The sequence below is a fragment of the Nonomuraea sp. NPDC050404 genome (assembly GCF_040655495.1).
Lineage (GTDB): Bacteria > Actinomycetota > Actinomycetes > Streptosporangiales > Streptosporangiaceae > Nonomuraea.
In genome coordinates this window covers 129,069-155,727 of the sequence record NZ_JBFAKB010000016.1, presented here as the reverse complement: position 1 = coordinate 155,727, position 26,659 = coordinate 129,069, and the positions used below count along the sequence as shown (strand labels likewise).

Sequence of the window (26,659 nt, the reverse complement as noted above, 5' to 3'; positions counted from 1 at the left end):
TTCATGCGAGATCGACCCGACGACTTCGACGAAGGGCTGCTGCGACCCGCGCTGCACGCGTATGGCATCGAGGCCGCGACGCTGGAGTACGCGCCGGTCGGGTTCGGGGACTTCCACTGGATCGCGGGCGGGCGCGGCGGGCGGCGCTGGTTCGTGACGGTGGCCGACGTGCGGCGGCAGACCTATGAAGGGTTGCGGCTGGCCATGGAGACGGCGGCGACGCTGCGTGAGGAGGCGGGCCTGGAGTTCGTCGTCGCCCCGCTGCGCGACTCCGGCCGCGCCCCGCTGCGCCGCCTCGATCGGCATCGCTACGCCATGAGCGTGTACCCGTACGAGAACGGGACCGCCGGCGACTTCGGCGACGAGTTGCCGCCCACCGAACGCGCCCGCGTCATCGACCTGCTCGCCGCGCTGCACGCCACCCCACCGCCGCTCTCGACCCCCGATCGCCCGCTGGAACTGCCCGGCCGGGCCATCCTTGAGCAGGCCCTCCACGACGACGCCACACTCCCCTGGCTCGGCGGCCCCTACGCGGAGCCCGCCCAGGAGCTGATCGCCAGCCGGGCGGACCTGCTGAGAGGCAGGCTGGCGGACTTCGACCGGCTGGCGGACAAACCCGGCGAACCGGTCGTGACACACGGAGAGCCGCACCCCGGCAACCTGCTGCGCGCCCCCGGCGACCGCCTCCTGCTGCTCGACTGGGACACGGTCGGGATGGCGGCACCGGAGCGGGACCTGTGGCTGGTGGCCAGGGACGACGACGACCTGGCCCGGTACACCGAGGCGACGGGCCGGCCCGTGAACCGTCAGACGCTGGCGCTGTACCGGCTGCGGTGGGCGCTGAACGACGTGGCCGAGTTCGTGGAGTGGTTCCGCTCACCGCACGGCCGCACCCCGGACGCCGAACAATCCTGGACCGGCCTCACCGGCACACTGGACGATCTGGCCGCGTGACGGCCGCACAGCAGACCTCCACCCACGAGATCGACATCCAGGGCGAGGTCGTCACCAAGCGCTACCGCTCCTGGGACCGTCGTGAGCCGCACCGCGAGTGGGCCGCCCTCACCCTCCTCGCCGAACACGCCCCCGGCCTGTCCCCCGCCCCCATCTCCGCCGACCTCGACGGCACCCCGCCCACCGTGACGATGAGCCGCCTGCCCGGCACACCCCTGCGAGGGCTGCACGCCAACCCACACGTGGTCGAGGCGATGGCCGCCACTCTCACACACCTGCACCGGGACGTACCGGCCGGGGAAGAACTCGCGTACGCCGCCTGGAACCCCGACGCCGCACTCGCGCTCGTACAGTCCCGAGCCGCCGCCAAGCCCGACCTCGGCGACGACCCCGAGGTCAGGCGGGCCTTCGCCGAGGGCGTCTCCTGGCTGGCGGCGGCAGGCCGGACCTCTGACCGCCTGCGGGCCGGCGCCACCCCGCCCGTACTCGGCCTGGCGGACGGGAACCTGGCCAACTACCTCTGGGATCCGGAGACGGCGCGGGTGCGGCTGCTCGACTGGGAGGACTCCGGCCGCGCCGACCGGGCGTTCGAGCTGGCGGAGGTGGCCGAGCACATCTCCCACGTGGACGGCGATCTCGACAGCGACCTGCTCGTGGACCTGCTGGTGCCGGAGCCGGCGGAGAAGGCCCGCGTACGGGAGTTCCGCCGCCTGCTCGCCCTCGGCTGGCTCCTCATCCTCGGCCCCGGCGGCCCTTCCGCCACCCGCAACCCACCGGGCACCCTCGAACGCCAGGCCGGACGCGTACTCGCCCTCCTCGACTCCTGACCACCGAAACTTTCATCGACCCGACCGCTACACCCCAAGCTCAAGAGGCCGGGACCACCCCTCCCCCACCTGCCACATTGTCAGGCCGAAATTTTCTGTCGAGAATCGCAATATTTCGGCTGCAGAGTGAGAGGATCTCGATGAAGCTGAAAGCCCGCATAGCGAGCGCCATCCTGGCCGCCGTCGCGCTCGTGATCGCCGGCCTGATGACCGCGCCACCCGCCGCCTCCGCCCAGCTCACCGAGGTGACCGGGTTCGGCGCCAACCCCACGAACTTACGCATGCACCTGTACGTGCCCGACGGCGTCGGCGCGCGGCCCCCGCTGCTGGTGGCGGTGCACTACTGCACGGGATCCGGCCCGGCCTTCCACTCGGGCACCGAGTTCGCCTCGCTGGCGGACCGGTACAAGTTCATCGTCGTCTACCCATCGGCGACCAGGAGCGGTTCCTGCTTCGACGTCTCCTCGCCACAAGCGCTGCGCCACGACGGCGGCAGCGACCCGGTGGGCATCGTGTCCATGGTCAGGTACGTGCAGGAGCGCCACAACGCCGACCCCGAACGCACGTACGTGACCGGCGCCTCCTCCGGCGGCATGATGACCAACGTCCTCATCGGCGCCTACCCCGACGTCTTCAAGGCGGGGGCGTCGTTCATGGGCGTGCCGTTCGCCTGCTTCGCCACCACGGACGGCTCCATGTGGAACAGCACCTGCTCGGGCGGCCAGCTCATCAGAACCCCGCAGCAGTGGGGCGACCTGGTACGCGCCGCCTACCCGGGCTACAGCGGACCGCGTCCGCGCATGCAGATCTGGCACGGCACCGAGGACTCGACGCTGCGTTACCCGAACTTCCAGGAGCAGATCAAACAGTGGACCAACGTCCACGGCCTGAGCCAGACGCCCAGCCTCACCGACCAGCCCCGATCCGGCTGGACCAGGACCCGTTACGGAAGCACGGGCGTCAAGGCCCCGGTAGAGGCGATCAGTCTGCAGGGCGTGGGCCACAGCCTGCCCCAGGGCGGGATGGCGGCCATGGTGATCGACTTCTTCGGCCTGTCGGAGGGCGGCGGCCCCGACCCGACCATCACGCCCACTCCCCCGGTCGGCCAGTGCCGCATCACCTACACCATGAACACGTGGAACACCGGCTACACGGCCGCGATCACGATCGCCAACACCGGCACCGCGCAGGTCTCGAACTGGAGCCTGGCCTTCACCCTGCCGTCCGGCCAGACGATCACCTCCACCTGGAACGCCTCGATCTCCCCGAACAGCGGCCAGGTGACGGCCAGGAACGCCTCCTACAACGGCTCCATCGCTCCGGGCGCTTCGGCCTCGTTCGGCTTCCAGGCCACCCACGGCGGCAACACCGCCAAGCCCACCGCCTTCACCCTGAACGGCACCGCCTGCACAACCGCCTGACAGCCCCCTGCGCCTAATCCGCGCTCAGCGGCACAACAACTCTCCCCGAACATCGGCCCGGCGGCACAAACCCCTCCGCCGCCGGGCCGATCACGCGGAAAATCCTTCACCTTTCGGCATTCTCCCTTGCCCAGATGCCGACCGTAGCCATACGGTCACTTTAAGCAGTTGTGGAGAAGCGAAGGAGAATCACGTGGGCAGGCACGCGAAGCCCCACAACGGCAAGGAACAACCGCAGGAGCCTCAGGAGGATTCCAGCACAGACGAGCATCACCCCAGTAAGGGGCGGCACGCCAAAGACCGGCAGTACTGCACGGGGACGTCCGGCGAACAGGCAGACGCCGTGGAACTCGCGTAGCTTCCACTGAATCAGAAAGCGGCCACCGCAAGTCCGCCCTCGTACCGAGTTGCTCGCCTTGCCTCACGGCCGGGGCGGTCGTGCATGGTGAGCAACTGGCGAGGGTGGAGGGCGCGCAGAGAACAACCCCGAGACACCCCGGCCCGGGACGATCAGGTTGGCCTCCGAATCACCTGCTCGATCCGCGTATCTCCAGCCGGAAGTCCACCACGCTGTGCGACTCGCGCTTGTCGAGATCGCCGCTGATCTGCGCATGCAACATGGCCACCGCTTTTCCGGCCAGTGCCTTCACGTCCGGGGAGATGGTGGTCAGCGACGGCGTCCCGTACCGCGCTTCCTCGATATTGTCGAATCCCACCACCGCCACCTGCTGCGGCACCTGAGCCCCTCTGGCGTTCAATCCTCGCAGCGCGCCAATGGCCAGGGAGTCGTTCATGGCGAAAATGGCGTCCGGCATCGGCAGTCCCGAGTCCATGAATTCCTCGACCGCCCGCTGACCGCCCTCCGGGGTCCAGTCGCTTTCGACCAGCAACTGTTCGGAGACCTCCAGGCCCGCCTCCGCCAGCCCTTCCAGGAATCCGGCGAAACGCAACTGCGCCGTCGTATGCCAGTGCGGGCTGTATCCGAGCAGCATCAGCCGCCGTCTTCCCAGGCCCACGAGGTGACGCACCGCCACCAGGGCCGCTTCCTTGTTCGGGAGACCGACGTAGTGCATCGGACAGTCCAACGTTTGATCACCCACAAGGACCATGGGATAGTCCGGACGGCGACGCTCCCCGTCCTCCGCCTTCAGCGCCACCGCCAGCATGATCGCGCCGTCGGTCAGCTGGTTCTGCCCGCCGCCCAGAGCTATCAGCTCGCGTTCCCGGTCGAAGCCGGTCTGCTCGACCAGCACCGCGTACCCGTACTGCTCGGCCTCCCGCACTACCGCGTTCGCCAGCACGCTGAAGTAACGCACCACCAGATTGGGAACGACAAGGGCGATCAATCCTGTACGGCTGCCGCGTAGGTTGCGGGCAGCCGCATTACGCACATAACCGAGCGCCGCCATCGCGTCGAGTACGCGCTGGCGTGTCTCCGGGCGGACGAATTCATAGCCGTTGACGACATTGGACACGGTGCGCTGGGAAACTCCGGCGGCGCGGGCGACATCGTGCATGGTCACTGCCATCAGAGCGTCACTCACCCCAGGCCGAGATCGCGCGAGTGCGCCGGATCGAGGCATTCATGCCGCTGACCACTCTTGCCGGAGTTCCATACGCGGAACAATGCCACGCACTGTCTTCACACATGTTGGGACACCTCACATATGTGTGCATTCACGGCCAAGATCACATAATAGCCTCGGCCCCTCTTCAGCCAGAAGCCATCGCTTGCCATAGGAGAGATGGCAGACTGTAACTATGCGGCCACTCCGAGTGAAGTACTTCAATACCACCGGTCCGTGCGACCCTCAGCGCCACTTCATGCTGCCTCCCGCGGAGCGGCTCCCGCAGGCGCGCGTACTCATCGAGATGGACCGCTATTTCGTGCTGCACGCGCCCCGGCAGACCGGCAAGACGACGACGCTGGACGTCCTCGCATCCGAGTTGACCGCCGAGGGTGACATCGCCGCCCTGATGTTCTCCTGCGAGCGGGCCAAGGCGGCCGGCGACGACTACGCCGCCGCGGAAGAGATCCTGCTGGACGCCCTACGTAAGGCCGCTACGGGGTGGGACTGGCCAGCAGAGTGGCTGCCGCCGGATCCGTGGCCGGAGGCCGCACCGGGCACCCGGTTCGGTTCGGCGCTGAGCGAGTGGTGCCGCCGCTGCCCGCGCCGGGTGGTGCTGTTCATGGACGAGATCGACGCCTTGCAGGGCAACAACATGGTCAGCATCCTCAGCCAACTCCGGCACGGCCACAACGCGCGGTCGAGGGAACCGTTCCCCGGGTCCGTGGTGCTGTGCGGGTTGCGCGACGTGCGTGACTACAAGGTCGCCTCGGGCGGCAAAGCCGATGGGTCGAACCCGGCCAGCCCGTTCAACATCATCGCTGAGTCGCTGCGCCTGGGTGACTTCACCGCCGACGAGATCGCCGAACTCTACGACCAGCACACCCGGGCGACCGGCCAGGAGTTCGCCAAGGATGCGGTGGACCGGGTCTTCGAGCTGACCCAGGGGCAACCGTGGCTGGTCAACGCCCTCGCCCATGAGGTCACCTTCAAGATGAAGGTGACCGGCACCATCACCGCCGGCCAGGTGGAGGACGCCAAGGAGCGGCTGATCCGGGCACGTGCCACCCACCTGGACTCCCTGGCCGCCCGGCTGCACGAGCCCCGGGTCAAGCGGGTGATGGAACCGATCGTGAGCGGAGACTTCCCCCATGCCGAGTACACCTTCTCCGACGACCTGTCCTACGTCCGCGATCTGGGCCTGATCAAGCAGAAGCCTCCGATGGAGGTGGCCAACCCGATCTACCGGGAGGTCATCCTGCGTGTGCTCGGCGACGTGTCGGAACAGTACGTGCGTGCCGACCCGCACAGCTTCGTGCTCCCCGACGGCCGCTTCGACCTGCCCCGCCTCCTGCGGGAGTTCGTCGGCTTCTGGCGCGAGCACGGCGAGGTCCTCATCCAGCAGGAGGGCTACCACGAAGCCGCCTGCCAGATCATCCTCATGGCCTACCTGCACCGCCTGGTCAACGGCGGCGGCTACCTCGACCGCGAATACGCCGCCGGCACCAAACGCCTCGACGTGCTCGTCCGCTGGCCCTATCCCGGCCCCGACGGCAAAAAGCTGATGCAACGCGACGCCATGGAACTCAAAGTGTGGCGACCAAAAGAGAGCGACCCGACGCCCGACGGCCTGACCCAGCTCGACCAATATCTCGACCGCCTCACCCTGCCCACCGGCGTCCTGGTCATCTTCGACCGCCGCCCCGAAGCCCCGCCATGGGAAGAACGAGGCACTTTCGAGCAGGCCACCACACCATCCGGCCGCCAGGTCACCGTTCTACGGGTGTAACGGGCGCCCAGTCATCCGAGCCGCACACGAATCAGTCAGCCCGCAGGCCGAGACCGTCCATCGGCGATGATCCGACTTACCCGATTCTTGGACTACTCGCTCAGAACCTGGCCTGCGGGACGCGGCTGCCGCCACACGTCACGGCCGCTGCTCCACAGTTCGGAGGCGTGGTAGGCGAACCGGTCGAAAAGGCCGTCGTCCAGGTACCGCCGCAGGTGCAGCATCGGCCCAGGTCACGTCCCAGAGCCTGGCCGACCGGTGTGGCGTGGGCGTCAGGATGGTGGAACGCTGGTTGCAGACGATATTCCGCACAAGCGACACCAATGGGCCACCGCAGAGGCGTGCGAGAGGTAAATACCGGCCCCTGTCAGACGATCGATGCGAATGACGTCGCCCAACTCGCCGGATTGTTGAAGGAACAGGGCGCGGTGGAGCAGACGCTGTGAGCCTCCCATCACCCCGGCCGGAGGCCCGGTCGTGGGGGCGACGGCCATCGTCCCCCCGTGCGCGGGGCTGATCGCAGACCGGGTTTGCCGGGCAGGTGACCGGGGTCATGACGGGGATCGACTCGAAGCCGGAAACGGGTCTATCGGATGGTGGCGGTCCACCGGCCGCGCCTGAGCGTGATCACCCCTTGTGGGCTGATGGTCGCTTGCGCGCCACGGATCGGCAGCTCGCCGTACGTGAGCCAGTGCCCGCGCACTTGGTCCAGGAGGCCATAGAGACGGCGCGGTCCGCCCTGGTGGACCGTTACCTTGCCGTCCCGCTCCTCAGCGCGGGCCCACGACCCATCTTCATGGGCCATGAGCGCGACCTTGTCGGGTTTGTCGTCGTAGGTGATGAGACGGTGTTCGATACCCGGGGCAAGAATCTCCAGCATCGTGCCGACGTCCCAAGCCTCGGCTACCTCCATCACCGGGTAATGACTGGAATCGACCTGCTCTCCCTCCTCGGTGCAGGCGCGTTCGAGGAAGCCCCGGTTACGGACCGGATAGTCGTTGCCGGACCGGGCGCGCATGAACCCGGCACGGTCCCACTCGACCCTGCCGACTGCCCCGCCGTCCTCTTGCTTGTCCGCAGTGATGATCATGCTTGTACCAGTGATCGTGGTCACCAGCCGACCTCCTGTTCTCAGGGCAGCCAGCAGTGCGGGCGGGATCGGCTTGACCGCCACGGTGGCGATGATCCGGTCCCACTGCCCGGGCAGTTCGCCCGCTGTGACGTCAGCGGTGAGGAGCGTTGGGCGGTAGCCGAGCATGTCCAGCCGCTTTTCGGCGGCGGAGGTCAGGTACGGGTCCACGTCGATGGCCGTAATCCTCGCGTGGCCCTGCCGGGCGCACAGGAGCGCCGTACCGTAGCCGCTGCCGGTACCCACGTCCAAGACCGTGGACCGGGTAGCGATCGAGGCGTGCCGGAACATTTGTACGAGCAGACCGGGCAGCGTACTCGACGACGTCGGGGCCCCTTCCAGGAGGGCACCCGGCCTGGCGTGGTCGGCGTGCACGTCACCCACCCTGGTGACGAGAGTCCAGTTGCGGTACGCGGCAGCCAGCCACTTGGAGCAGTCGCTGTCGCCTTCCCGCAGCTCCCATTCGTGGCCTCGACTCGCCCACCAGCGGGGCACGAACAGGTGGCGTGGAGTACAGGCGACCACGTCGCGCCACCGAGAACCGGGGGACGCCACCGTGACGGCAAGCCGGCCCGCGTGTTCCTTCCAGGAGTCCATAAGCAGATGTTCGCCCCCTTGGTCCGGGCGGTTCACTGGTTTCCCTCCTCGAAGAGGCCGAGGGCGGGGAGTACGAGCGCGTTTCCCTCACAGAGGGTTTCGGCCGGATTGCAATCGTTGCTGTCCGATCCCGGATTGCAGGCAGTGATGCGCCGGCGGTGCACCCGCGCAAGCAGGTCGAGCCAGGCGGCCCCGTCGAGGATGTCGGCCAGCGGGGTGGTGCGTACGTTCCCCGCGGAGGGGAGGAAACGGGACAACACACACATGCGGACGTCGCCGTCCCAGGAAATGGCGGCGCGGCCGTCGCCGCACTGGCCACACAACTCACCGACGTTCGACTCCATGCGCATGTGCCCGGTGGCGCGGCCGACCGCGCGCACCCGGTCTACGGGGCCGACCCGGGGAACGCCGAGCGCGATCATCTCCGCTCGGGCCTCCTGCGCGCGCTGGCCCTCCTCCCCGAGATCAACGATCGCGACCTTGAGCGGGATGTCGCGTTTCACCGCTTCCGCGATGTTGGTGCGGGTCTGGACATGGCTGCCCTCACGGCCTGTGATCTTGTCATGCTGCGCGGGCACGTCGCTGTAGTACGACGTCGCCAACGTCACGTTCGGATGGGAGTACAACTCCCACAGCGCGGTGGTGACTCGGTACAGATTGGAGTACACCTGCACCTTCAGGCCCGTTCCGAGGGCGTGCTCGGCCAGGCGCAGGAAGTTCGGGTGCATGGTCGGCTCACCGCCGATGCACTGGACAGTCGTGATGCCGGCGGCCGGGGCGGTGTCCAGGAGGTGCTCCCAGTCCGCGCAGGTCATCGTGCCGTGTCCCTTGGTCGGGCCGGCGTCGGCATAGCAGAGACTGGGGCACTGGAACTGGCATCTCTGGGTGAGTTCCAGTTCCAGAAACCACACGCGGTCCAGGCCGCGCACGGCGGGGATGCTGGCCGGTTCAGCCGTCATGAGGATGCTCTTTCGTGAGGCGGTTCTCTTCTGGTGCCGAGGGGTGAGGGCGCTGGTGAAAACAACCCACAGGAGTAACGTTGTCGGTACCGTCAGTCACGGTCCAGATGTGGGCTGTCCGCTGGGTGTCCGCTGAGTCCGCGGACGCTGCGGGCATGACAGGGAGCGCCGCATGGACGTTGAGACATTCGGTACGGCGCTTCGACGCCTACGTCTGAGTGCGGGCCTGTCCGTGCGCGAGGTGGCTCGCATCGCCATTTGCGGCAAGAGCTACGTATCAGATCTTGAGCATGGACGACGGTGTGCCCCGAGCATGTGCGTAGTGCAGGCACTCGACAAGGCGGTGGGCGCGAACGGGGAACTGATATCTCTGGTTGCTAATCTCGCAAATGCCGCGCAGGCCGCCGGTGTGGATGCGTTGGAGGGGGACGGAACCGAGGTGCGACGCCGTGAGTTTGTCGGACTTACCGGAGCTGCGTTGATCGATACCGTCCTGGACGCTTCCGACGACTCGGCCCGAGCCAGCAGCACGTTCGAAAGTCTTGCCGGCGTCCTTGTCGATCATTCGCAGGCCGCTGACGGCCCAGTAGACCTTCCGTCGCTGGCCGGTGCGGTCTGGACGGCCAAGCGGAACTACCAGTCCTGTCGCTATTCTCACCTGGTCGGCGGGCTGCCTGTGCTCTTGCGAGGTCTGCGCACTGCTTGCGCGGTGCTGGATGGTGAAGCCCGGTTGCGGGCAAACGCTCTCGCGGCGGAGGCGTACCACGTCGCCGCCTCCATGCTGCTCAAGCAGGATGACAAGGGGCTCGCGTGGCTCGCCGCAGACCGCAGCGTCCAAGCAGCGCAGGCCAGCCAGAACCCGCTCATGATCGGGTCGAGCGCCCGCATCATCACTCACGCTCTCATGAACGGCGGGCACCACAGAACCGCCACCGACATGGCGCGCGGGGCCGCCCTGCGCATGAGCGCCGAACTGACCGACTCATCCCCGGACGGCCTTTCCGTCTACGGGTCGCTCCTCCTGCGAGGTGCCATCGCCGCGGCTCACGGCGGAGAACGGCACAGGATCGCCGAACTTCTCGACGAAGCCGCGGAGGCCGGCGCTCGGCTCGGACACGACGGAAACCACATGTGGACCGCGTTCGGCCCGCACAACGTCCTGTGCCATCGTGTGAACATCGCCCTTCGTCTCGGCGACGTCGGCGCGGCCATCGCGTACGCCAGACAGGTCGAGATCGACAAGCTGCCGGTCAACGAGCGGAAAGCCACCCTCCTTCTCGACACCTCCCGGGCATTCCTGCTGCAAGGCCGGCATGAGAAGGCTCTGCGCATCCTGCGTACCGTCGGCGACCTTGCGATCGAGGAGATCGCGGGCCGCGCCGCGCCACTGCGCCTGGTCCGGGATATCCAGGCGACCGCGCCACCCAGTTTGCGACGCGAAGCCCGCGAATACGCCGCGTCTCTCGGAGTCGGCACGTGACCCGGCCTGACAGGACCCTCTACGTCGTTGTGTGCGCGGCAGGCCCGGCCGGAGACGTCGGCCGTCTCGTCGCCCTGGCTCAGGATGAGCAATGGATTGTCCAGGTCATCGCCACACCGTCGGCGTTGAAGTTTATCGACGTGCCCGAGCTCGAACAGCAGACCGGGCGTCCCGTCCGCAGCCAGTACCGTGACCCCGGGGAACCGAGGTCGCCTCGTGCGGACGCGATCATCGTGGCGCCGGCCACCTACAACACGATCAACAAATTCGCCGAGGGCATCGCCGACACTTATGCGCTCGGCGTTCTGTCCGAAGCTCCAGGGCTGGGCATTCCGGTCGTGATCCTGCCTTTTGTCAACAGTGCCCTCGCCTCTCGCGCGCCCTTCCTCCGAAGCGTTGCTTCCCTGCGTGCTGAAGGCGTGCGGGTTTTGTTCGGGCCGGGCCAGTTCGAGCCGCATCCGCCCAGTTCCGGGGGTAGCCGCTTCGACAGCTATCCCTGGGACCGTGCGCTCGCGGAAGTCGCAAGATCAGGTGATTGATGAGCCCGAACGATCCAGCTTCTATGGTGATAGAAGTAGCGGAACGCCTCGCGTGACGCAGTTACGGAAGGGGCGCGGGATGGAGACTGTGGCCACCGGCTGGATGAAGAGCCCGCACAGTGGCGGCAACGGCAACTGCGTCGAACTGAGAAGGCGCAACGGAATGATCGAGGTTCGCGACTCCAAGGACCCGAACGGCCCGGTCCCGAGCTTCACAGACCCCGAGATTCTGGCGTTTCGCCGGGGTCTCAACGATGGTGCGTTTGATGAGGTCATCGGGCTGCTTCCGCCCAACGGCTGAGAGAGTGGGCCGCAGCGGACCTCCCGTTGGAGCCCTCTTGAACCCCGCGGGCCCACCCGGTAGCCAGTCAACGGGTGGGTCCGATGGCGCCGAAGGCGCGGGGGTGCGCCGAAGGCGCCCGATTGGAAACGCCTGAGCTCCACAGCGCGAAAGCGCCCCTTGCGAAGCCCTTTGTTCGGGGTGGGGTCCCGCCAGCCCACCCGGTAACCGGGCTACGGGTGGGCTGGAGGCCGATGCCGGAGGCGAGGACCGTTCGGGGCGGGCAAACGCAGGCCCAGCCGGTAACCGCGCAACGGGTGGGTGGCTTTTAGGGCCAGTTGACGGCGGGGCGCAAGGGCATGTTGGAGTTGCCGTCGTCGTCCAACTTGACGCCTAGGACCTGGTGGAGCTGGACCTTGTTGCGTTCGAAGCCGACGATGCAGCCGGCCATGTACAGGGCCCACACCCGGGCCGTGCCCATGCCGACCTCCTGGACCGCGTCCTCCCAGTTGTCCTCCAGGTTGTCGCACCAGTGGCGCAGGGTCTTGGCGTAGTGCTCGCGCAGGTTCTCCTGGTGGCGGATCTCGAAGCCGAGGTCCTCCATCTGCCTGATCAGCCAGCCCACCGACTCCAGTTCCCCGTCGGGGAAGACGTAGCGGTTGATGAAGCCGCCCCTGTTGAACGTGCGCTCCTTGCCGGTCGGCCGGGTGATGCAGTGGTTCAGCAGGCGGCCGCCTGGCCTGAGCTTGCCGTACAGGAACTCGAAGTACGACGGGACGTTCGCCTTGCCGATGTGCTCGGTCAGGCCGATGGAGCTGACGGCGTCGAAGTCGGACTCGGTGATGTCGCGATAGTCCATGAAGCGGACCTCCGCCAGTTCCTGCAGCCCCGCGTCGGCGATCGCCTTCTGGGCCCACTCCGCCTGCTGGCGGCTCAGCGTGACGCCGAGCGCCTTGACGCCGTAGTGCTTGGCGGCGTGCATGACCATGCCGCCCCAGCCGCAGCCCACGTCGAGCAGGCGCATGCCGGGCTCGAGGCCGAGCTTGCGGGCCACCAGGTCGAACTTGGCGTACTGGGCGTCCTCCAGCGTCGCCTCCTCAGAGGGGAAACAGGCGCACGTGTAGGCCATGGACGGGCCCAGCACCCACTCGTAGAAACGGTTGGACACGTCGTAGTGGTGGTGGATGGCCTCCGCGTCACGCTGTTTGGCGTGGCGGGAGCCCAGCCGGGCCAGGGCGCTCTGACGCATCTCCTGCGGCGGCGGCGGCACGCGCATGAGCAGCGGCTTGATGCCCAGTGCCCGTACGGCCTCGATCTTCTCGGCCGCGGTCAGGTCGTTGGTGGTGATGTTCCACATGCGGTCCAGCAGCGTGTACATGTCGCCGCGGACGTCGAGGTGCCCGGAGATGTACGCCCTGGCCAGGCCCAGCTCGCCGGGCGCGTGGGCCAGGTGCGCCACGGCTATCGGAGACCTGACCTCGATGGCCAGGTCGGCGCCGTCCGGCCCTGCCTTGCTTCCGTCGTACGCCATGAACGCGATGTTCCGGTTCGTGCCGACGATCTTTTCAAAGATGGATGCCAAAGCCATCTGCTCACCTTCCCCGTACACACTTTTCGTACAGGTCCAGCAGGCGACCATTCGGGTCGTATTCCCGCTTGACCAGCCAGTAGGCGTCGCCGTTGTACAACTGCCAGAACTGCTCGCGGGCGTAGAACGAGGTGGAGTAGAGCGACTTGTGGCCGTCGAGGTCGTGCACCGTACCCTCGATGAGCCTGTTGTAGTAACCGTCGAACTGCCCCCGCGGCAGCTGCACCATGCCCCAGAATCCGAAGTTGACGTAGAGTTTGCCCGGTTCGAGCGGGTAGATCGGCCACCGGGACGAGGCCCGCAGCGGGCACATCCACACCGGCGTCATGCCGACCTTGTCGTGGAAGAACTCCAGGAACTCCGCCCCGCGTTCGACCGGCGTCTCGACGTCCTGGATGACCGACTCGCTCACCGGCTGGCCGCGCCACCTGTCGACGCGGGCGGTCACGCCGTGCTTGCGGTCGAGCGCCACCAGGCGCCGGTAGACGTCGGAGCGCATCCAGCGGCGCGGCATGAGCGAGCGGACCATCGGCTGCTGTACGCCGAAGGCGCGCGAGCACCAGAACCAGTCGGTGTCCCAGCGCCACAGGTAGTCGCGGACCGTCAGCCAGTCGCGGGTGCGCTGCCTGATCGACTGGTAGTAGATGCGCATGCCGGTGTAGTCGGAGATGTAGGGCGCGCGCTCGGCGAAGCGGCCGATCGTGAGGTACATCTCGCCGGGCTCGAAGAAGACGCCGTCCACGAAGTCGACGCTCTCCCCGTCGTGCACCATGCTGTCGCAGATCTCCTGCATGGCCAGCATGCACTTGCCCGCGTCGGTGAACTTGAGGTGCGTGAGGTGCACGTACGGCTGCACTTTGCGCAGTTTGATCCGGATGCGCAGCGCGTACCCGAGCGTGCCGTAGGAGTTGGGGAAGGAGCGGAACAGGTCGCGGTGCTCGTTGTCGTCGCGGGCGACGACGACGCGACCGTCGCCGGTGAGGATCTCCAGTTCCTCGACCGACTCGTGGGGCAGTCCGTCCCTGAAGCTGGTGGACTCGATGCCGAGCCCGGTCACGGCGCCGCCGAGGGTGATGGTCTTGAGCTGCGGCACCACGTACGGCATGAGCCCGTGCGCCAGCGTGGCGTCCACCAGGTGCTCGTACGTGGTCATGCCCTGGACCTCGGCGGTCATGGTCTCAGGATCGACGCTGATGACCTCGGCGAGGTCCTTGGCCGAGAGCTTGGCCGTGCGGCCACCGTCGCGGAACCTGAACAGGTTGGACGTGGACTTCGCCAGGCGAGGCGCGGCGTCGCCGGGAATCTCGGCGTACGACTGCCTGATTTGCTCTACTGCCCGACGGTGAGCCGACATCGTCGTCGTCACGAAAGCACCCCCTGGAGCTGGTAGAGATCGTCCGTAAGACCGTATCCCCCAAGGGCGACCCGGAACAGACCGGGGTCGTTAAAGACACGAAAACTGTTCACTGTTCCAGGTGAAGCCCCTACGTGGCAGGAGATTTCGTAAACTTCCTGTTGATCACGGGCGACACGCCGTTCACCACGTTGCCCGCCTCCCGTCCTTCGACCACGGCCGTCAGGTTGTCCAGGACGGCCGCCAGCAGGCGTCCCGTTGACTCCGGAGTGACGCCCGCGACGTGCGGGGACAGCAGCACGTTCGGCAGGTCGCGCAGCGGGTCGCCGTCCGGCAGGGGCTCGACGTCGAAGACGTCCAGCGCGGCCCCGCCCAGGTGGCCCGCGCGCAGCGCCGCGACGAGCGCGGCCTGGTCCACCACGCCGCCCCTGGCCGCGTTGACCAGCAGGGCGCCCTGTTTCATGCGGCCGGGGTCGACCAGGCCGCGGGTCTGTTCCGACAGCGCGACCACCACGATCACGACGTCGCTGCCGGACACGAGCGTGTCCAGGTCCTCGTATCCGGGGTCCTCGCGCGGCGTGCGGGTCCAGTAGGACACCTGGCAGCCGAGCGCGCGGAACATCCCGGCGCAGGTGGCGCCGATCGGCCCGTAGCCGATGACGCCGACACGCCGGCCGCGCAGCTCGTACGGCTGCAGCCCCTGCTGGGGCCACTCACCCGCGCGCACGGCGGCGTCGGCGGCGGCCAGCTTGCGCGACAACGACAACGTGGCGGCCAGGCACCATTCCGAGACCGCCCCGGCGCTGACGCCGGGCGTGTTGGCCAGCGGCACCCCGGCCGCCGCCAGGGCGTCGAGGTCGTGGCCGTCCACGCCCACGGACGGCTGCTGCACGAACGCCAGCCGGGGCGCCGCGCGCACCGCACCGGCGTCCATGACGAGCGTGCCGGTCCAGTCTCCGAGCACGATCTCCGCCTCCGGCAGCGCCGCCAGCAGCGCGTCCCTGTCACGGGTGGCGGGGACGCGCACCGTCACCCGCTCGCCCAGCGGGGCGAGCAGGCGGCGCATGAACTCTTCCGGCAGCGGCGGGAGGGCGAGCAGGTTCCAGGGGCTCATGCCCCCACAGTAAAGCTGGTGATCACCTGTCGCATAAGGGCCCGATTTCGCAGCCACTGCTTCTCGGGGACCGTCCAGGACAACACGTACGCGGTGTCACCGATCGCCACGGCCCTGCGCACCTCGCGGTAACGCACACCCGGACGCGCCCAGGGCTGCTCGCCGGCCTCGCTCGCCGTCCAGGTGAACTCCCACTCCACGCCCTTGGCCCCCTGATGGGTGACCATCCTGCGACCGCGGTTGATCAGGCTCGGGGCGCTCTGCTGGAACGTCTCCTGCTCGGCCTGGATGATCTGGTCGGGGTCCAGGTTGGAATAGACGGCCTGAACGCCGAGGTGGGCGTTACCGTCCCTGCGGGTCCACTGCGTGTAGGCGTCGGCGCGCGCGCCCCGCCAGCCGTTCGGCCGCAGGATCGACCAGCCCTCACGCGACTTCCACGCCCGTACGGCCGGCCTGGCCCTGGTCATGCTGGGCGTCGGCGACGCCGTGGGCGTGGGGCTGACCGTCGGCGGGAGGCTCGGGCTGATCGACGCGGTCGCGGCGGCCGGCTGGGTGCTGGCGCGCGGGGTTCCCTCGGCCGGGCCGGCGGTCCTGAAGTAGGCGACCGTGCCGCCCGTGACCACCAGCACCACCGTCGCCGCGGCGGCGACCAGCGCCCTGCCGGGCCCCGCGCCCTTCTTTTTCTTCCTTCTCTCGGGCACGTCGAGGTCGCCGTGCGCGGGCCTGGCGGCCATGATGTCGGCCAGCAGCCGGTCGGCCTCCTCGGCGCCCACCCGGTCCTGGGGCTCCTTGCGGAGCAGGCCCTTCAGGATCGGGTGCATGGCCGGCGGGATCCTGCGGTAGTCGGGCTCCTCGGTGAGCAGCGCGTTGAGCGTGGCCATGGGGTCGCCGCGCTCGAACGGCGAGCGGCCGACCATGCACGCGTACAACGTGGCGCCCAGCGACCACATGTCGGACTCGGGACCGGCGGTCTCGGCGCGGACGCGTTCCGGCGCCAGGAAGCTCGGTGAGCCGGTGACCATGCCGGTCCTGGTCAGCGAGGCGTCGCCCTCGACGGTGGCGATGCCGAAGTCCATCAGCACGGCCCGGCCGTCGTCGGCGAGCAGGATGTTGGCCGGCTTGACGTCGCGGTGCAGCACGCCCAGTTCGTGGGCGGCGCGCAGCGCGGAGAGGACCTGCCTGCCCAGGCTCGCCGCCTCGCGTACGGGCAGCGCGCCGGAGGTGAGCACGACCTGCTCCACCGACGGATGGCTGACCAGCTCCATCACGATCCAGGGCCGGCCGCCCTCCTCCACCACGTCGTACACGGCGACGACGTTGGGGTGGTTGAGTTTGGCCGCGGTGCGGGCCTCGCGGGCGGTCCTGAGCAGGTGGCGCTCCTGGTCGCCGGGCGACAGCCCGTCCGGCAGCAGCACCTCCTTGATGGCCACCTGCCTGCTCAGCAGTGTGTCGTGGCCTTCCCAGACCACGCCCATCCCCCCGCGGCCCAGTTCGCGCAGTAACTGGTAACGCCCTGCGACGAGCCGGTTGCTATCCGAAACCATGTCCTACCCCTGTTGCGGCGCTAGCGCCGGCTGCAGACGGCCACCGATCGCGGCCATCTGTAGACACCCGAACAGTGGGCAAGTTTCCCATACCTCCCACGAGTTCGCGGGAAGGTCGGGCAGGCCGCTTGCACCAGTTCACCGAATGTTGTTCTACTTGGGCAGGGTCCACAGCAAGGAGATGCCGATGCCTGAGGTTCGCCGGGGTCCGCTGTCCGGGGTGCGTGTGCTGGAGCTCGCCGGCCTCGCCCCCGGGCCGTTCGCGGGGATGATGCTAGCCGATCACGGGGCGGAAGTCCTGCGTATCGACCGGGTCAAGGCCGTTTCCGACCGGCCGCGCACGGATGTGATGGATCGCGGCAAGCACACGATCGGGCTGGATCTGAAGGCGCCCGAGGGCGTGGCGGCGTTCAAGGAGCTGGTACGCAACGCCGATGTGGTGATCGAGGTGTTCCGGCCGGGCGTGGCGGAACGGCTCGGCATCGGGCCCGGCGACCTGCACGCCGTGAACGAGCGGCTGATCTACGGCCGGATGACCGGATGGGGTCAGGACGGGCCGCTGGCCCCGACGGCCGGGCACGACATCGACTACATCGCCGTCTCCGGCGTGCTGTCCATGCTGGGGCGCGAGGGACACGACCCGACGCCGCCGATCAACATCCTGGGCGACTTCGCCGGCGGCGGCCTCATGCTCGCGTACGGCGTGCTGCTGGCCCTGTTCGAACGCGAGCGCACCGGCAAGGGCAGGGTGATCGACGCGGCCATGGTGGACGGGGCGGCGATCCTGTTCTCGATGTTCTACCAGGCGGTCCAGGGCGCGCACTGGGGGCCGAGGGGCACGAACCTGCTGGACACCGGCGCCCCGCAGTACGACACCTACGAGACGGCCGACGGCGGGCACGTGGCCGTCGGCTCGCTGGAGCCGCAGTTCTGGGAGGCCATGGTCACCCTCATGGGCCTGAGTGACCTGCCCGACAGGAACGACAGGGCGCAGTGGCCCGCGCTCAAGGCCCGCCTGGCGCAGGAGTTCAGGAAGAGGACGCGCGCGGAGTGGGAGGCGCTGTTCGAGGGCTCCGACGCCTGTGTCTCGCCCGTGTTGTCCATGGCCGAGGCCGCCGGCCATCCGCACAACGCCGCCCGCGGCTCCTTCGTGCGGGTCGGCGACGTGACGCAGCCGGTGCCCGCGCCGCGCCTGCTCGGCGTGCCGGCCCAGGACCTGTCACCCGCCACCCGTCTGGCCGATCTGTCCGGCTGGGGACTGTCGCAGGAGGAGGCGGACAAACTACGCGGTCAAGGAGTGCTCGCATGATCGACTTACTCGACGGCGACCTGTACGCCGGTGACCCGTACCCCGTCTACGCCTGGCTGCGCGAGCACTCCCCCGTCCACTGGGACGAGGGCAACGGCCTGTGGGGCCTGTCGCGCCACGCCGACATCTCGGCCGTCGAGCGCGACCCGCGCCTATGGACCAGCACCGGCGGATACCGCCCCCAGCTCCCCTCCGATCCGTCGATGATCGGGCTGGACGATCCCGGCCACGCCGAGCGCCGCAGGCTCCTCTACCGCCGTTTCACGCCCCGCCACGTGCACGAGGCGTACGCCGCCCGCGTCCGCGAGGTCGTCGTGGAGTTGCTCACCGGCGCGCTGGAGCGGGGCACGGTGGATGCGGTGAGCGAGCTGGCCGCGCCGCTGCCCGCCCGCATGATCGGCTGGCTGCTCGGGTTCGCCGACGAGGACTGGCCCCGGCTCAAGCACTGGTCGGAGAGCACGATCGTGGCAGGGGGCGGGCTGCGGTACGTCACGCACGAGGCCGCCGTGGCCGCCGGCGAGTTCGGGCAGGCCGTGCTGGAGCTGGCCGCTGAGCGCCGCGCCCGCCCGCGCGAGGACCTGGTGTCCTTGTGGTGCGCCAGCCCCGGATACGACGACGAGAGCCTGACCAACGACGCGCTGCTGCTGCTCGACGGCGGCGCCGAGACCACCAGGACGGTCATCGCCACCGCCATCGACGCGCTGATCCGCCATCCCGATCAGTGGCGGCTGCTGCGTGGCGACCCGGGGCTGATGGAAGGGGCGGTGGAGGAGTTCATCCGGTGGACCACGCCCATACTCAACATGTGCCGCGCCGCCACCCGCGACACCTCGCTGCGCGGGCGGGAGATCCGCGAGGGCCAGCAGGTGCTGCTCATGTACGGCTCGGCGAACCGCGACCCCGAGGTGTTCGACGACCCCGACGCCTTCGACGTGACCAGGAAGCCGGGCGGGCACATCGCGTTCGGCCTGGGCACGCACTTCTGCCTGGGGGCGGCGCTGGCCAGGATGGAGCTGCGGATCTTCTTCGAGGAGTGGCTGGCGCGGGTGGGGTCGGCCGCCTGGGCCGACTCCGAGGGGCCGCGCATCCTGCCGAACGCGTTCGTCAGGGGCGTGACGTCGTTTCCCGTCGTGCTGCGTAGTCCTTGAGCGCGATCGAGTCGTGCAGCCGCACACCCTTGCTGCCGAGCTTGACGGCCGCCCTGGTCAGGGCGACGGGCAGGCGGTTGATCAACCGGATGCCCCTGGTGAGCGTCCACAGGTCGAAGCGGCCGGCCGGGACGAGCCGCTTGGCCGCGTTGATGGCGAAGGTGCGGCTGCGGCGCACGTACTCGCCGAGTTCGGCCTCGTACGCCGGGAAGGCCCGCGTGTGATCGCCGTCGTGCGCGGCCAGCTCGCCCGCCAGCACGTACGCCCCCACGACCGCCAGGCTCGTGCTGCCCCCGACGGCGGGCCCCGGGCAGTAGCCGGCGTCGCCCACGAGCGTCACCCGGCCGCGTGACCAGGTGTCGAGGCGGAGCTGGGTGATGGAGTCGAAGTAGAACGCGGGCGCGTGCTCCAGCTCCGCCAGCAGCCTGGGCACCTCCCAGCCCATGTCCGAGAAGTGCTCGCGCAGCAGCTCCTTCTGCCTGGCGACGTCCCTGTGGTGGTAGTCGAGCTGGTGGGGCGTTCTAAACATGAACAGCGCCCGCGCGTCGTCCAGGTGCGCGGCCCCGAACCCGGCCATCCTGCCGGGGCCCGCGATCACCTCCATCCGGCGGTCGAGCCCGAGGTGGTTGGGCACCGAGACGACGGCCAGGTACGCGCCGATCCAGGTGGTGAAGTCCGACTCCGGGCCGAAGACCAGGCGGCGCACGTTGGAGTGCAGGCCGTCGGCGCCGATCACCAGGTCGTACCGGGCGGGCGCCCCGCGCTCGAAGGTGACCTCGCCGTCGTCGGCGATGGAGGTGATGGAGTCGCCGAAGACGTACTCGACGTCGTGGCGGGTGGCGTCGTAGAAGATCTCGCTCAGATCGTCGCGCATGATCTCGATGTGCCGGTCGGAGATGGCGCCCATGATGCGCGCGAGCTCCAGCTCGGCCCTGGCCCCCGACTCGGTGCGCAGCAGGAGCGAGTCCACGCCCGTCTTGGCGGCCAGGACCGGCTCCAGCAGGCCCATCCGCTCGACGATGTCCATCGCGGGCCTGAACAGGTCCACCGCGTGGCCGCCCGTCTTGCGCAGCGTGGGGGCCCGTTCGACGACGGTGACGGTGAAGCCGTGGCGGGTGAGCCAGTACGCCAGGGCCGGTCCCGCGACGCTCGCACCCGAGATCAGTACCTTCATGATTTCCCCCTTACTTACCGTTAAGTAAAACGCTAGCACGCCTTCTTACTTAACGGTAGGTAAGGGATAGTCTTGGTTCCATGCCCAGTGACACCAAGGCACGCATCCAGGCGGTGGCCCGCGAGTTGTTCGCGGAGCAGGGCGTGCGCAACACCAGCCTCCGCCAGATCTCCGAACGGCTGGGCATCACCAAGCCCGCGCTCTACTACCACTTCTCCTCGCGCGAGGACCTGGTGCGCAGCATCGTCGCGCCGATGGTGGAGGAATGTGAGCGCTTCACCCGCGACCGGCGGGCAGGCGACCCCCGGGGGCTGCTCGACGACTACTTCGAGCTGATCTGGCGGCACCGCGAGGTGCTCGTCATGATGGTGCGCGAGTTGTCCACGCTGGGGGAGCTCGACCTGGGGACGCGCATGTTCGAATGGCGGCGGGAGCTGATCGCGCTGCTGCTCGGGGACGAGATCACGCGGGCGCAGCAGATCCGGGCGACGGTGGCGCTGGGCGGCATGTCCGACTGCGCGGTGGAGTACGCCCACCTGCCGCTGGAAGAGGTCAAGCCGACGGCCGTCGAGGCGGCGGCCGTCGTGCTCGGACTGTGACTTATACGGCTATGTAGAGATCTACTCCGCCGGGGTGGTGCACCTCGAGATCCGTCGTGAACGCCCGCGCCGGGGTGCCGCCCGACTCGGTGTGCTTCCACACCTGCTGCCACGACTCGGCCAGCGCCTGCGGCATCTGGCCGCGTACCTCCACCTGCAGCACCTGCCCGGCCGGCACGCGTACGGCCACCATGCCCTCCGGCAGCCGCGGCACCGTGCGCACGCCGGTGCCCACGACCTGCGTGTAGGCGCCGTGGTGGTCGCTCTCGTAATCGTTGATCACCGCGTAGAGATTCTCGTCCACGCGGCCCGGCACGTGCGCGAACGCTCCGGGCGCGCCCGCCCGCCGCCACAGCCCGGGCAGCCTGGCCCGCGCCGGATCCATCTCATCGGCGTTGGTCGTGCGAACGGCGAAGCCGACCACGACCAACTCGGCCCGTTCCGTGATGTTCACAGGCCCTCCCCTCCCCCAAAAGTGTCCCGGCCGATCATAGAGCCCCGCGAAAGGGGGAAACCCCTAGTTGACCTGACACCACATAAGATGGATGAACGTGAGATTTCTCAACGACCTCGAGCCGCTTTACGACCTGACCTATAGCGACGTGTTCATGGTGCCGTCGCGTTCCTCGGTCACCTCCCGGCTCGCAGTCGACCTCTCGACAGTCGACGGCACGGGCACCACGATCCCACTCGTCGTGGCGAACATGACCGCGGTCGCCGGCCGGCGCATGGCCGAGACCGTCGCGCGGCGCGGCGGCATCACCGTGATCCCCCAGGACATTCCGCTGGACGTCGTGACGGACGTCGTCGAGTGGGTCAAAAAGCGCGACCTCGTCCACGACACGCCGCTCACCCTGACCTCGCACGCCACCGTCGGCGAGGCCCTGCAACTCCTGCCCAAGCGGGCGCACGGCGCGATCATCGTGGTCGACTGGGACAACCGCCCCGTCGGCGTCGTGACCGAGGCCGACTGCCAGGGCGTCGACATGTTCACCCAACTCACGAACGTCATGTCGAGCGAACTGCTCACGCTCCCCGCCGGGCTCGACCCACGCGCCGCCTTCGACCGGCTGCACGAGGGCCGGCACCGGCTGGCTCCCATCGTGGGGCCCGACGGACGCCTGGTCGGCATCCTCACCCGTACGGGCGCCCTGCGCGCCACCCTCTACCAGCCGGCCGTGGACGCCGGGGGCAGGCTGCGCATCGCGGCGGCCGTCGGCGTCAACGGCGACGTGGCCGCCAAGGCCAAGGAGCTGCTGGAGGCCGGGATCGACTGCCTGGTCGTGGACACCGCGCACGGCCACCAGGAGAAGATGGTCGCCGCCCTGCGCGCCGTCACCGCCCTCGACCCCGGCGTCCCCGTCGCGGCCGGCAACGTGGTGACCGCCTCCGGCGTGCGCGACCTGGTGGACGCCGGGGCCGACATCCTCAAGGTCGGCGTCGGGCCCGGCGCCATGTGCACCACCCGGATGATGACCGGCGTGGGCCGGCCGCAGTTCTCGGCCGTGCTGGAGTGCTCCGCCGAGGCGCGCCGCCTGGGCCGGCACGTGTGGGCCGACGGTGGCGTGCGCCATCCGCGCGACGTGGCGCTGGCGCTGGCCGCCGGGGCCGCCAACGTGATGATCGGGTCGTGGTTCGCGGGCACGTACGAGTCGCCCGGCGACACCCACACCGACGCCGACGGGCGCAAGTACAAGGAGAATTACGGCATGGCCTCCGCGCGCGCCGTGCGGCTGCGGACCGCCGAGGACTCCGCGTTCGAGCGGGCCAGGAAGGCGCTGTTCGAGGAGGGCATCTCGACGTCCAGGATGTACCTGGATCCGAAGCGGCCCAGCGTGGAGGATCAGATCGACGCGATCGTGGCCGGGCTGCGCTCCTCGTGCACGTACGCGGGGGCCTCGACGCTGGAGGAGTTCCACGAGCGGGCCGTCGTGGGGATCCAGAGCTCGTCCGGGTACGCGGAGGGCATGCCGCTGTACCAGAGCTGGTGACGCGCGCTCTCGGACAACCTCGGACGCCTGCCGCCTGCGCCGTCCACTTTCGGACGGCCGCAGACACCGCGAGCCCTACTTCCTGCGCCACCCGCCCGCGGCGTTGATCCCCCCGTCCACGTGCACCGTAGCCCCCGTCACGAACCTGGCCAGGTCGCCGGCCAGGAACACGGCCGCCGCGGCGGCGTCGCAGGGCTCGCCCATGTGGCCGAGGGGCGGCAGGCGTACCGGGTCGTAGGGCAGCGGGCGGGCCAGCATGCGCTCGCGCACGCCCGCCTCGCCCTCGGTCCGGAGCGCGTCGGGGGCGATGGCGTTCACCCTGATGCCCTTCGGGGCCAGCTCCAGCGCCAGCGACTTCGTCAGGCTCTCCACGGCCGCCTTCATGGCCGCGTACACGGCGAATCCCGGCGCGGCCTGGTGCGCCTCGCTGGAGGTCACGTTGATGATCGACGAGCCCTGCGGCATCATCGGCAGCAGCCGCCGGATCATGCCGGTGACCTGCGTGAAGTTCTCCTCGATGAGGATCTGCTCGCCGCGCGGCGAGGTGTCGGTGAACCCCGCGTGGAAGGTGCCGCCCGCGTTGTTGACCAGCACGTCCACCCGGCCCCAGCGCTCGCGTACGGCCTGGGCGAACACTTCCACCGCCACGTGGTCGCGCACGTCGAGCACCATCGCGAGCTCGGCCTGCGGCTTGTCGCGGTCGCAGACGGCGACGTGCGCGCCGAACGCGGCGAACGCCTCCGCGATCGCCAGGCCGATCCCCCTGGCGCCCCCGGTGACGACGGCCACGCGGTCCGTGAGCAGGATTGAATCGGGCGAAAGGGCGGCCATGAACGATGACGATATCCCGACCGCATAGAGTCGTCGGGTCCAATCTCTTCGACCAACAGTCGGCGGCAGCCGGCAATGATCGTCAACAGGAGCACTTTCGTGGCACTCCAGAAGCCCGAGATCGACTTTCCCGGGGGCAACCCGCCGCAGGACCTCGAGATCGAGGACCTGACCGTGGGCGACGGCCCCGAGGCCAAGGCCGGCCAGAACGTGAGCGTGCACTACGTGGGCGTGTCGTTCTCCTCCGGCGAGGAGTTCGACGCGTCGTGGAACCGCGGCCAGCCGTTCGAGTTCCCGCTGGGCGGCGGGCGCGTCATCGGGGGCTGGGACCGGGGGGTCCAGGGCATGAAGGTCGGCGGCCGCCGCAAGCTGGTCATCCCGCCGCACCTCGGCTACGGCACCCGTGGCGCCCCTCCGCGCATCAAGCCGAACGAGACGCTCATCTTCGTCGTCGACCTGCTCGGCGTGAGCTGACCTCTCGGCTTTCGGCTCAGCTCTCGGCTCTCGGCTCGCGGCTTTCGGCTTTCGGCTCGCGGCTCGCGGCTCGCGGCTCTGAGCTGACGTCCGCCGCTGTCTGACGGCGCCAGGCCCGGCGCCGGGCGCGTTCACGCGACCGGCACCGGGCCTTCGTCCTGCGGTCAACCGACAACACTCTGCGGATATGCCGATATCAGGTAGGGAAATGTCACCGGTGTGAGGCACCATAGGCGTGTGCTTCTGATCGACGTGGTCCGGGTGTCCGAGGCGGTGACGCGCACGTCCGCGAGACTCGGCAAGATCGGCCACCTGGCGGAGTTGCTGGGCCGGGTCGGCCCGCAGGAGGCGGAGATCGCCATCTCCTACCTCTCGGGTGAGCTGCCCCAGCGCCAGGTGGGCGTGGGCTGGCGCACCCTGGAGGACATCCCCCCGCCCAAGCTGGCGGCCACCGCCACGCTGACCCAGGTCGACGCGCTGCTGAGCCGGATCAAGGCCGTCTCCGGCCAGGGCTCCCAGGCGGCGCGCAAGGCCCTGGTGACCGAGCTGTTCGCGGGGCTGACCAGCCAGGAGCAGCAGTTCATGCGGCGGCTGCTGTTCGGGGAGCTGCGGCAGGGCGCGCTCGACGGCGTCATGATCGAGGCCGTGGCCAAGGCGTCGGGAGCGCCGTCGGCGGACGTACGGCGGGCGCTCACGCTGCGCGGCTGGCTCCCGGCCGTCGGCGCGGGCGCGCTGAGCGGCGGGGTGCCGGCGCTGCACGCCTTCCGCCTGGAGGTGGGGCGGGCCGTCTCGCCCATGCTGGCGGGCAGCGCGCCCAACGTGGCCGCCGCGCTGGACAAGGCCGGCACGCCCGCGGCGCTGGAGTGGAAGCTCGATGGTGTACGCGTGCAGGCCCACCGCTCCGGCTCGGAGGTGAAGGTCTTCACCCGTACGCTCGACGACATCACGGCACAGGTGCCCGAGCTGGTCGAGGCGGTCCTGGAGATGCCGTCGGACGACCTGGTCCTGGACGGTGAGGTGATCGCCCTGCGGCCCGACGGGCGGCCGCATCCGTTCCAGGTGACCGCGAGCCGGGTCTCCAGCAAGATCGACGTGGCGCGGTTGCGCGAGCAGACGCCGCTGAGCGTGTTCTTCTTCGACGCCCTGCGGGTGGACGGGGCCGACCTGCTGGACCTGCCCTACTCCCAGCGCCAGGAGGCCCTCCTCCGTACGGTCGCGCAGGGCCTGCTGACGCCGCGGCTGGTGACAGGTGACGTCGCAGAGGCGGAGAAGTTCTTCACCGACGTGGTGAAGGCTGGTCACGAGGGCCTGGTCGTCAAGTCCCTGGCCTCCCCCTACGCGGCAGGGCGGCGGGGGGCGGGCTGGATCAAGGTCAAGCCGCGCCACACGCTCGACCTGGTGGTGCTGGCGGCCGAGTGGGGGCATGGGCGCCGCGAGGGCAAGTTGTCGAACCTCCATCTGGGCGCCCGCGACCCCGAGGGCGGGTTCGTGATGCTGGGCAAGACCTTCAAGGGGCTGACGGACGAGCTGCTGGCCTGGCAGACCGAGCGCTTCCTCGAACTGGCCGAGGGCTCCACGGAGGAGTGGACGGTGCGGCTGCGGCCCGAGCTGGTCGTGGAGATCGCCTTCGACGGGGTGCAGCGCTCGCCGCGCTATCCCGGGGGCATGGCTCTGCGTTTCGCCCGGGTGCTGCGTTACCGCCCGGACAAGAGGGTCGAGGACGCCGACACGGTGGACACGGTCCGCTCCCTCATGCTCTGACCCGCCCGCCCCTTCACGACTCCCTTCACGCCTGCGGTCACCCCTGGCCACAGCCGTCCTGCCCGCAGTCACCCCGACCGCAGTCACCCATCCCGCAGTTGGCGCTTTGGGCAATCTTGTGACCTAAGTGAGATATTTCACTGGTTGTCCCGTTAAGTTGCCTTTACTTGCGGTTTGTCGCATATGTTCGTCCTCGTCGCGCGGGCTCCCCACCCTGCCCGCGAATCGG

24 protein-coding genes are annotated in these 26,659 nt (G+C 69.0%); 13 read left to right on the top strand and 11 right to left on the bottom strand.

The genetic code is table 11. From position 1 onward, the window contains the following. The first annotated feature begins 3 nt into the window (after nt 1-3). The 3 genes from AB0I81_RS37935 to AB0I81_RS37925 all read left to right on the top strand — a co-directional run bounded on the left by AB0I81_RS37935 (nt 4) and on the right by AB0I81_RS37925 (nt 3,202). Nucleotides 4-954 carry an aminoglycoside phosphotransferase family protein gene (locus AB0I81_RS37935; RefSeq protein WP_360667256.1) on the top strand — a complete coding sequence of 317 codons (951 nt, stop codon included), beginning with the start codon at nt 4-6 and terminating at the stop codon, nt 952-954. Next, nucleotides 951-1,781 (top strand): aminoglycoside phosphotransferase family protein, encoded by an 831-nt coding sequence (locus AB0I81_RS37930; protein WP_360667253.1) that lies wholly within the window; start codon nt 951-953, stop codon nt 1,779-1,781. The genes AB0I81_RS37935 and AB0I81_RS37930 overlap by 4 nt, the downstream gene beginning before the upstream one ends. A gap of 140 nt (nt 1,782-1,921) precedes the next feature. Beyond that, the gene (locus AB0I81_RS37925) at nt 1,922-3,202 is read left to right on the top strand and encodes a PHB depolymerase family esterase (RefSeq protein WP_360667250.1); all 1,281 of its coding nucleotides are present in this window, start codon (nt 1,922-1,924) and stop codon (nt 3,200-3,202) included. A 527-nt stretch (nt 3,203-3,729) separates the two neighbouring features. Here the strand turns inward: AB0I81_RS37925 and AB0I81_RS37920 are convergent. Then, nucleotides 3,730-4,731 carry a LacI family DNA-binding transcriptional regulator gene (locus tag AB0I81_RS37920; RefSeq protein WP_360667247.1) on the bottom strand — a complete coding sequence of 334 codons (1,002 nt, stop codon included), beginning with the start codon at nt 4,729-4,731 and terminating at the stop codon, nt 3,730-3,732. Between the two features lie 295 nt (nt 4,732-5,026). Here AB0I81_RS37920 and AB0I81_RS37915 point away from each other — a divergent pair, with 295 nt between their 5' ends. Next, nucleotides 5,027-6,559, top strand: coding sequence for an AAA family ATPase (locus AB0I81_RS37915; RefSeq protein WP_360667244.1), 1,533 nt, complete (start codon nt 5,027-5,029; stop codon nt 6,557-6,559). 92 nt (nt 6,560-6,651) lie between these two features. Here the strand turns inward: AB0I81_RS37915 and AB0I81_RS37910 are convergent, their stop codons facing one another. The 3 genes from AB0I81_RS37910 to AB0I81_RS37900 form a co-directional block, all read right to left on the bottom strand. Then, nucleotides 6,652-6,783: a hypothetical protein gene (locus AB0I81_RS37910; RefSeq protein ID WP_360667241.1), complete on the bottom strand. Its 132-nt coding sequence runs from the start codon at nt 6,781-6,783 to the stop codon at nt 6,652-6,654. 362 nt (nt 6,784-7,145) lie between these two features. Further along, entirely contained in the window at nt 7,146-8,321 is a 1,176-nt protein-coding gene (locus AB0I81_RS37905; RefSeq protein ID WP_360667238.1) for a methyltransferase domain-containing protein, read from the bottom strand. Then, nucleotides 8,318-9,244: a radical SAM protein gene (locus tag AB0I81_RS37900; protein ID WP_360667235.1), complete on the bottom strand. Its 927-nt coding sequence runs from the start codon at nt 9,242-9,244 to the stop codon at nt 8,318-8,320. Before AB0I81_RS37900 ends, AB0I81_RS37905 begins: the two co-directional genes overlap by 4 nt. Nucleotides 9,245-9,416: 172 nt before the next feature. On the opposite strand from AB0I81_RS37900, the gene AB0I81_RS37895 reads away from it, so the two are divergent. From AB0I81_RS37895 to AB0I81_RS37885, 3 genes are all read left to right on the top strand, one after another. Then, complete coding sequence (locus tag AB0I81_RS37895; protein ID WP_360667232.1) at nt 9,417-10,724, top strand: helix-turn-helix transcriptional regulator; 1,308 nt, start codon at nt 9,417-9,419, stop codon at nt 10,722-10,724. Next, nucleotides 10,721-11,263 (top strand): flavoprotein, encoded by a 543-nt coding sequence (locus AB0I81_RS37890; protein WP_360667230.1) that lies wholly within the window; start codon nt 10,721-10,723, stop codon nt 11,261-11,263. The genes AB0I81_RS37895 and AB0I81_RS37890 overlap by 4 nt, the downstream gene beginning before the upstream one ends. A gap of 79 nt (nt 11,264-11,342) precedes the next feature. Further along, complete coding sequence (locus AB0I81_RS37885) at nt 11,343-11,564, top strand: DUF397 domain-containing protein (protein WP_360667228.1); 222 nt, start codon at nt 11,343-11,345, stop codon at nt 11,562-11,564. 307 nt (nt 11,565-11,871) lie between these two features. Here the strand turns inward: AB0I81_RS37885 and AB0I81_RS37880 are convergent, their stop codons facing one another. The 4 genes from AB0I81_RS37880 to AB0I81_RS37865 form a co-directional block, all read right to left on the bottom strand. Further along, on the bottom strand, nt 11,872-13,131 hold the full coding sequence (locus AB0I81_RS37880) for a class I SAM-dependent methyltransferase (RefSeq protein WP_360667225.1): 1,260 nt from the start codon (nt 13,129-13,131) through the stop codon (nt 11,872-11,874). 4 nt (nt 13,132-13,135) lie between these two features. Continuing rightward, nucleotides 13,136-14,485, bottom strand: coding sequence for an FAD-binding oxidoreductase (locus tag AB0I81_RS37875; RefSeq protein ID WP_360667589.1), 1,350 nt, complete (start codon nt 14,483-14,485; stop codon nt 13,136-13,138). Between the two features lie 130 nt (nt 14,486-14,615). Then, complete coding sequence (locus AB0I81_RS37870) at nt 14,616-15,599, bottom strand: 2-hydroxyacid dehydrogenase (RefSeq protein WP_360667222.1); 984 nt, start codon at nt 15,597-15,599, stop codon at nt 14,616-14,618. Then, nucleotides 15,596-17,143: a protein kinase gene (locus AB0I81_RS37865; RefSeq protein WP_360667219.1), complete on the bottom strand. Its 1,548-nt coding sequence runs from the start codon at nt 17,141-17,143 to the stop codon at nt 15,596-15,598. The genes AB0I81_RS37870 and AB0I81_RS37865 overlap by 4 nt, the downstream gene beginning before the upstream one ends. 187 nt (nt 17,144-17,330) lie before the next feature. Between AB0I81_RS37865 and AB0I81_RS37860 the strand changes: the two genes are divergently transcribed. After that, a complete protein-coding gene (locus tag AB0I81_RS37860; RefSeq protein WP_360667216.1) occupies nt 17,331-18,452 on the top strand; it encodes a CaiB/BaiF CoA-transferase family protein in 1,122 nt (373 codons plus the stop codon). Further along, nucleotides 18,449-19,600 carry a cytochrome P450 gene (locus AB0I81_RS37855; RefSeq protein WP_360667213.1) on the top strand — a complete coding sequence of 384 codons (1,152 nt, stop codon included), beginning with the start codon at nt 18,449-18,451 and terminating at the stop codon, nt 19,598-19,600. Before AB0I81_RS37860 ends, AB0I81_RS37855 begins: the two co-directional genes overlap by 4 nt. Here AB0I81_RS37855 and AB0I81_RS37850 read toward each other — a convergent pair. Continuing rightward, nucleotides 19,557-20,774 (bottom strand): FAD-dependent monooxygenase, encoded by a 1,218-nt coding sequence (locus tag AB0I81_RS37850; RefSeq protein WP_360667210.1) that lies wholly within the window; start codon nt 20,772-20,774, stop codon nt 19,557-19,559. The two genes, AB0I81_RS37855 and AB0I81_RS37850, sit on opposite strands and share 44 nt — an antisense overlap. 80 nt (nt 20,775-20,854) lie before the next feature. On the opposite strand from AB0I81_RS37850, the gene AB0I81_RS37845 reads away from it, so the two are divergent. Beyond that, entirely contained in the window at nt 20,855-21,373 is a 519-nt protein-coding gene (locus AB0I81_RS37845; RefSeq protein WP_360667207.1) for a helix-turn-helix domain-containing protein, read from the top strand. A 1-nt stretch (nt 21,374) separates the two neighbouring features. Here the strand turns inward: AB0I81_RS37845 and AB0I81_RS37840 are convergent, their stop codons facing one another. Beyond that, on the bottom strand, nt 21,375-21,827 hold the full coding sequence (locus tag AB0I81_RS37840; RefSeq protein ID WP_360667204.1) for a GyrI-like domain-containing protein: 453 nt from the start codon (nt 21,825-21,827) through the stop codon (nt 21,375-21,377). A 97-nt stretch (nt 21,828-21,924) separates the two neighbouring features. Here AB0I81_RS37840 and AB0I81_RS37835 point away from each other — a divergent pair, with 97 nt between their 5' ends. After that, the gene (locus tag AB0I81_RS37835; RefSeq protein ID WP_360667202.1) at nt 21,925-23,364 is read left to right on the top strand and encodes a GuaB1 family IMP dehydrogenase-related protein; all 1,440 of its coding nucleotides are present in this window, start codon (nt 21,925-21,927) and stop codon (nt 23,362-23,364) included. A gap of 75 nt (nt 23,365-23,439) precedes the next feature. On the opposite strand, the gene AB0I81_RS37830 is transcribed toward AB0I81_RS37835, so the two are convergent. Continuing rightward, a complete protein-coding gene (locus AB0I81_RS37830; protein ID WP_360667200.1) occupies nt 23,440-24,195 on the bottom strand; it encodes an SDR family oxidoreductase in 756 nt (251 codons plus the stop codon). Nucleotides 24,196-24,294: 99 nt separating this feature from the next. Here AB0I81_RS37830 and AB0I81_RS37825 point away from each other — a divergent pair, with 99 nt between their 5' ends. Together AB0I81_RS37825 and AB0I81_RS37820 are read left to right on the top strand one after the other, a co-directional pair. Beyond that, nucleotides 24,295-24,669, top strand: coding sequence for an FKBP-type peptidyl-prolyl cis-trans isomerase (locus AB0I81_RS37825; protein WP_360667197.1), 375 nt, complete (start codon nt 24,295-24,297; stop codon nt 24,667-24,669). Between the two features lie 237 nt (nt 24,670-24,906). Continuing rightward, the gene (locus AB0I81_RS37820; RefSeq protein ID WP_360667194.1) at nt 24,907-26,430 is read left to right on the top strand and encodes an ATP-dependent DNA ligase; all 1,524 of its coding nucleotides are present in this window, start codon (nt 24,907-24,909) and stop codon (nt 26,428-26,430) included. Nucleotides 26,431-26,659: the final 229 nt, after the last annotated feature.